Origin of the sequence: Rahnella inusitata (assembly GCF_003263515.1) — a bacterium.
In the GTDB taxonomy this organism is placed as follows: Bacteria; Pseudomonadota; Gammaproteobacteria; order Enterobacterales; family Enterobacteriaceae; genus Rahnella; species Rahnella inusitata.
The window spans coordinates 103,754-110,214 of record NZ_JYDE01000037.1 but is presented as its reverse complement, the minus strand read 5'-3'; the positions used below and the strand labels follow the sequence as shown (position 1 = coordinate 110,214).

Annotated in this window: 5 protein-coding genes; 1 reads left to right on the top strand and 4 read right to left on the bottom strand. The window is 51.3% G+C overall.

Annotated elements, in window-relative coordinates; all coding sequences use genetic code 11:
* Window positions 1-202: 202 nt before the first annotated feature.
* Window positions 203-1,606, top strand: a complete 1,404-nt coding sequence (locus TU92_RS19595; RefSeq protein ID WP_112168833.1) for an MFS transporter — start codon at window positions 203-205, stop codon at window positions 1,604-1,606.
* 61 nt (window positions 1,607-1,667) lie between these two features.
* On the opposite strand, the gene htpX is transcribed toward TU92_RS19595, so the two are convergent.
* From htpX to TU92_RS19575, 4 genes are all read right to left on the bottom strand, one after another.
* A complete protein-coding gene (htpX, locus tag TU92_RS19590) occupies window positions 1,668-2,549 on the bottom strand; it encodes a protease HtpX (protein WP_112168832.1) in 882 nt (293 codons plus the stop codon).
* Between the two features lie 290 nt (window positions 2,550-2,839).
* Window positions 2,840-4,915 (bottom strand): carboxy terminal-processing peptidase, encoded by a 2,076-nt coding sequence (gene prc, locus TU92_RS19585; RefSeq protein ID WP_112168831.1) that lies wholly within the window; start codon window positions 4,913-4,915, stop codon window positions 2,840-2,842.
* A gap of 19 nt (window positions 4,916-4,934) precedes the next feature.
* Window positions 4,935-5,624 (bottom strand): RNA chaperone ProQ, encoded by a 690-nt coding sequence (gene proQ / locus TU92_RS19580; RefSeq protein ID WP_056773403.1) that lies wholly within the window; start codon window positions 5,622-5,624, stop codon window positions 4,935-4,937.
* A gap of 95 nt (window positions 5,625-5,719) precedes the next feature.
* Window positions 5,720-6,217, bottom strand: coding sequence for a GAF domain-containing protein (locus TU92_RS19575; protein WP_112168830.1), 498 nt, complete (start codon window positions 6,215-6,217; stop codon window positions 5,720-5,722).
* Window positions 6,218-6,461: the final 244 nt, after the last annotated feature.

Below are 6,461 nucleotides of genomic sequence, written 5' to 3'. Positions count from 1 at the left end.
AAAAAAATAGAACGTGGTTTTTATTATAGTGGTAAGCATCACGCAGAAGCAATCGGGGCATTGAACAGGCGTGCAAGAACTGTTAACCCCGTTTCAGAATCTGCATCGTCTAAATAAATCGTCACAGACTGTGACTGTTGTCACTTTCCGTTGATTAGCGTAGTAATATTACCCTCACTGATGACAATGCACTGCAGACTCTATGACGCCGACTTCAATACCCAACGACGGACTTCCCGTTCCCCAAAGATACGGGGCGATCCTGGCAATCGCTCTGGGCATCACCGTTTCAGTCCTCGATGGCGCCATCGCCAATGTGGCACTACCGACGATCGCCAATGATTTCCACGCCAGCCCGGCGGCGTCTATTTGGGTGGTGAATGCCTACCAGTTGGCGATTACCATCTCGCTGCTTTCTCTCGCCTCGTTAGGGGATATTTTCGGCTACCGACGTATCTATCAGACGGGCCTGCTGGTATTTAGTATTACGTCGCTGTTCTGTGCGCTGTCGGACTCACTGGCCACGCTGACTGTCGCCCGCGTTTTACAGGGCTTTGGCGCGGCGGCGATCATGAGTGTCAACACGGCGCTCATCCGGATTATCTATCCGCAGCGCTTTCTCGGTCGAGGCGTGGGGATCAATGCGCTGATTGTCGCCGTCTCGTCTGCCGCCGGGCCAACTATCGCGGCCGGCATCTTGTCGGTGGCCTCCTGGCAGTGGCTGTTTGCTATCAACGTCCCTATCGGCATCGCCGCCCTGCTGCTGGGTCTAAAATTTCTGCCCCCTAACTCGACGAGAAGCCAGGGGCAACGCTTTGATTTTACCAGCAGCGTGATGAATGCCCTGACCTTTGGATTGCTGATCATCGCTATCAGCGGTTTTGCTCAGGGCCAGAATCATATGCTGATTTTGGGGGAAGTTGTCGCGTTGCTGATTATTGGCTGGTTCTTCGTGCGCCGTCAGCTCTCACAGCCTTTTCCTCTGCTGCCGGTTGATTTGCTACGTATTCCAATTTTCAGCCTGTCACTGGGCACGTCACTTTGTTCCTTCAGCGCGCAAATGCTGGCATTCGTCTCACTGCCCTTCTTCTTGCAAAATACGCTTGGGCTGAATTCGGTGGATACCGGTTTACTGCTGACGCCGTGGCCGCTGGCGACGATGGTGATGGCACCGATTGCAGGACGTCTGGTTGAGCGTTATCACCCCGGAATGCTCGGTGGCATCGGGCTTATCGTCTTTTCATTCGGACTGTTTTCGCTCTCCTTGCTGCCACCAGAACCTTCACATCTAAATATTATCTGGCGCATGCTGCTGTGTGGCGCGGGATTTGGGTTATTCCAGTCACCGAATAATCACACCATCATTACCTCTGCGCCGCGTAACCGCAGTGGTGGTGCCAGCGGCCTGCTGGGCACCGCGCGTCTGTTAGGTCAAACGACGGGGGCAGCCATGGTGGCTCTGATGTTTAACCTGTTCCCGGCACACGGCACACATGCTTCATTGATTTTAGCGGGGACGCTGGCCGGAACCGGGGCGCTCGTTAGCCTGCTGCGCATGACGCAGAAAACCAGCAGTCAGAAGGCCGCTGAAAATTTGAAATCCTGAGCACGCCTCAGAACGCAAAATGCCCGGCAACTGCCGGGCATTTTTATTTAGCGCGTTAAGCTTACTTCAGGTATTCGCCGCTGCGCAGCGCTTCAATTCGTTTATCCAGTGGCGGGTGAGACATAAACAGCTCACTGAACGACTTGGATTTACCATTGATGCAAAACGCCATCATGCTACCCGCTTCCTGCGGTTCATGGCTGGTTTTCAAACGCTGCAACGCCGCAATCATTTTTTCCCGACCAACCAGTTTTGCGGAACCGGCATCTGCATGGAACTCACGATAACGAGAGAACCACATCGTGATGATGCTGGCCAGAATCCCGAACACCAACTCCAGCACTGTGGCTACGGCAAAATAAATCATCGGATTGCCGTTACCACTTTCTTCGCCATCACGGTTGCCGGACAGGAAACCGGAAGCTACCTGCGCGATCAGACGCGAAATGAAGATCACGAAGGTGTTCACGATCCCCTGAATCAGAGTCATGGTGACCATATCACCGTTGGCAATGTGGCTGATTTCATGGGCGATAACTGCTTCAGCTTCATCCTGACTCATGCTTTGCAATAAACCGGTACTCACGGCCACCAATGACGCGTCACGGCGCGCGCCGGTTGCGAACGCGTTAATATCCGGCGCATGATAAATGGCGACCTGTGGCATCCCGATCCCCGCCTGCTGAGACTGACGGCGAACAGTTTCTACCAGCCAGCGCTCAGTTTCGTTACGCGGCTGCTCAATCACTTCACCACCCACCGAGCGCAACGCCATCCATTTAGACATCAGCAAAGAGACGATAGAACCACCGAAGCCAAACAGCCCGGCCATGATCATCAGCCCCGGCACGCTGCTGGACTGAATGCCTGTCAGGCTGAGCACCAGCCCGAAGACCAGCATAACTGCCAGGTTAGTCATCAGGAACAACGCTATACGCATCATAAAATTTTCATTTCCTCATCGTTACTTCATTATTATTTATTGAGTCATACCACCGGGATTTACCACACCCGGCTGATACTGATCCTATGGGCTTCTTTTACGGATTCAAGAGTCTGCGCACTACAGCCGCCCAAAATCACAATACTTTACATATTGAAGTATTTTATTTTACATCTACCCCCGGTGTTTTGGACACGACTTTCCGGCAGCTGTTTCCCTTTTGTTTTTGTTCCATAAAAAAAGCGCACCGGAGTGCGCTTCTTCAAAGTGACTGTCAGGCTGCAAGTTGATTATTTTGCAGCCGGAGCCTGATCACCCAATGCTTTTTCCAGCTTACCGAGGTCGACCGCGATATTGTCGGCTTCATCGAGATAAGGGTCTGGCGCCACATAATCTTTCGGCAAATCATCCAAAGATTTCAGTGGTTTCTTACCTTCTCGTTTGAAGCGTTCATTCAGGCGGTTCAGACGCAGTGCATCATCCTCTTTATCTTCTTTATCACGCTGGGCGTAATTCAGAGAGGCGATATCACGTTTTTCTTTCAGCGCTTTGTAGCGCGCGATATCTTCCTGGATGTACTGGAACTCTGGATCTTTCGCAATACGCGCATCGTGATTTTTCAACAAATCAGGCAGGAACGGCTTCATGTCACCCAATTTGCTGTAAGTCGCGGCGTTAATGCTATCCCACGGAAGCGCGTTATCTTCGAACTTCTCGCCCGTTTCAATCGACTCAATACCGGTTGGCATCAGAATATCCGGGGTAACCCCTTTACGCTGAGTACTGCCGCCGTTGATGCGATAGAACTTCTGGATAGTGTATTGCACGGAGCCCAGAGCAGGCCATTCAGGGCGCAGCATCTGATCGTAAATACGGTTCAGCGAACGGTACTGCTGAACGGTACCCTTACCGAAAGTAGGCTCACCTACGATAAGCGCGCGGCCATAATCCTGCATGGCTGCGGCGAAGATCTCAGATGCCGAAGCACTGAAACGATCGACCAGCACTACCAGCGGACCTTTGTAGTACACGACGCCATCGGTATCGCTGTCCTGACGGATGCGGCCGTTGTTATCGCGAACCTGCACAACAGGACCACTTGGGATAAACAGACCCGACAGAGAAACCGCTTCAGTCAGTGCGCCACCGCCATTGGTACGCAGATCGATCACCAGACTGTTGACGTTTTGTTTCGCCATCTTCTGCAACTGCACTTTTACATCATCAGTCAGACCGACGTAGAAGCCAGGAATGTCCATCACGGCGACTTTTTCAGAGCCGACATTTTTGATGGTCATTTTGACTGCACGGTCTTCCAGACGGATTTTTTCGCGAGTCAGCGTGATAACGTGGTTTTTGGCATTTTTGCCCGCTGGCAGGATCTGCAGGCGAACTTTACTGCCTTTCGGCCCTTTGATCAGCGCTACGACGTCATCAAGACGCCAGCCGATCACATCCACCATCGGTGAAGGTTTGCCAGCCTGAACCTGACCTACGCCAACAATACGATCGCCCACTGCAATGGCTTTGCTTTTGGCCGCCGGGCCGCCTGCAACCATCGAGTTGATGACTGTATAATCGTCGTCACCTTGCAGAACGGCACCAATACCTTCCAGAGACAGGCTCATTTCGGTATTAAACTGCTCGGTACTGCGCGGAGAAAGGTAGTTCGTGTGCGGGTCAATTTCATGCGCAAAGGCATTCATCACCAGCTGGAATACGTCTTCGCTGTTGCTTTGTGTCAGACGCTTCATCGCGAAATGATAGCGTTTGGACAGCACATCGCGAATTTCCTGATCGTTTTTGCCGGTCAGCTTGAGGTTCAGCTCGTCATATTTGACTTTCGCATCCCACAATTTGTCCAGCTCCGCGCGGTCTTTCGGCCACGGGGACTTACTGCGATCAAGTTCAATCGTGTCATTGCCAGTGAAATCCATCGGGCGGGCAAGCACTTTCAACGCATAATCATAGCGTTCAAAGCGACGTTTTTGCGCCAGATTGAATAAAGCGTATGGCGTGGTTAACTGACCGGTTTTCAGTTCCTCACCTAAAGTAGCGCGCTTGTTGGTAAATTGCGCCACGTCAGAAGCCATCAATACGTTATGGCCATAATCGAGCATGTTGAGGTAACGGTCGAAGATCTTCGCTGAGAAATCTGCATTAAGGTCGAATTGACGATAATGCGAACGGGTAAAGCGTGCCGTAACACGCTCACTCACCGTGGCGTCCTGAGGATCCTGTGTCAGGTCAGGGAGTTGCGAGAGAGTGACCGGTGCACTCTCATTCGCTGCAAAGCTGGTATTCACCAGCCCCGCTCCTGCCATTAACAGACCTGCGATAACGCTTAATCTGACAAATTTGTTCATGCCTGAGTTGGCCTCCGTATCAGAACTGCAAGTGTTCTGCGCGCACGATCATCGCCAGACCCGAAGAGAGTTGAACGCGAACACCGTCTTTAGCAATTTCCAAAACGGTAGCATCCATCGCACTCTGTCCTGCTCTGACTTTGATTTCCTGGCCAATTTGCAGTTTTGAAATGTCTGTTACTGGCACATGACGCGGTTCACGTTTTTCCTCACGCGGTGGACGAGGTGTACGTGGTTTGCGATTCTCCTGACCAGCCACAGCAGCGGGCGCATTTTCACGACGCGGCGCAGGTTTTTTAGCGGCCGGACGTGGACGACGTGGCTCAGTAGTTTCACCGGCTTCACGACGCTTAGCCTGTTGTTCTGCACGTTGTGCCTGAACGCGGGCTTTTGCTTCTTCCAACTGTTTACGGGCATGTTCGACGTGCTGCTCTTCAAGAACGCCACATGAATTACCATCAAGGTCAACGCGTTCTGCGCCAACTTTAACGCCGTACAGATAGCGCCAGCTTGAGGTATACAGACGCAGAGCAGAGCGTAACTGAGTTTTGCTCAGATTCTCTTCACCTTGCACGCGCTCGACCAAATCCGCAAAGATACCGATCTTTAATGGGCGTGCTTCGCCTTCGGCGGTAAAACAGAGCGGGAACCGCTCAGCCAAAAAGGCGATGACTTCTTTACTACTGTTCAACTTAGGTTGATTTTCCATGAAATTTCCTGATTACAACGGGTTTGCCAACCGGCGCAGGCATGAACAGGCGCCATTATAATGACGCCATTATTAAATGCCACGTTATCCGACGATCAACTTACGATCAGATTGACATATTTTTCAGCATCGCAGTTTTCAAGATGCTGGCAAAGCCCGCTGACTAACTCTGTCAGCCCCTGTTCATCGGCTTCATCGAAGCGTTGATAAACGGTGCTATCAATGTCTAATACGCCGATAACTGTTCCTTTCACCGTAATGGGCAGAACAATCTCGGCATTACTTGCTGCGTCACACGCAATGTGGCCCGCAAAGGCATGGACATCGCCCACACGCTGAACGGTATTTTCCGCCACTGCGGTACCGCATACGCCTTTTCCTACCGGAATACGCACGCAGGCAATTTTACCCTGGAATGGACCAAGCACCAGCGAAGTGCCATCCATCAGATAAAAACCCACCCAGTTGACGCCTTCAAGACGTTCAAACAGTAAAGCACTGGTGTTCGACAGAGTGGCAATAAAATTGTTTTCTCCGGCGATCAACGCGTTCAAATCACGTTTTAATTCCGTGTAGAATGCTTCTTTATTCATGTAGTAACCAATAATAACCTAAGGGCACTGAGCCGTTCTGGTGTGCTTAACCTCTCTAAAATAAGCATTAAATGCCCATTTGAACAAGGTTAATCCTGTGTGACATCAAAAAGACTCGCCTACAATAACTGTTTGCCGACCGCATAATACGTTATTTTGTCAAAAAAACCTGGCTGATCTTGGCCTGATGGCCTCGCCTGCCCCCTTGAGGGGATGCGTAATTGTAACAACAGGTATTCTTACT

What these genes read in the sequence shown, in the direction of transcription:
- TU92_RS19595 (WP_112168833.1), top strand. Translation starts at nt 203, where the DNA reads ATGACGCCGACTTCAATACCCAACGACGGACTTCCCGTTCCCCAAAGA.
- htpX (WP_112168832.1), bottom strand. Translation starts at nt 2,549, where the DNA reads ATGATGCGTATAGCGTTGTTCCTGATGACTAACCTGGCAGTTATGCTG.
- prc (WP_112168831.1), bottom strand. Translation starts at nt 4,915, where the DNA reads ATGAACAAATTTGTCAGATTAAGCGTTATCGCAGGTCTGTTAATGGCA.
- proQ (WP_056773403.1), bottom strand. Translation starts at nt 5,624, where the DNA reads ATGGAAAATCAACCTAAGTTGAACAGTAGTAAAGAAGTCATCGCCTTT.
- TU92_RS19575 (WP_112168830.1), bottom strand. Translation starts at nt 6,217, where the DNA reads ATGAATAAAGAAGCATTCTACACGGAATTAAAACGTGATTTGAACGCG.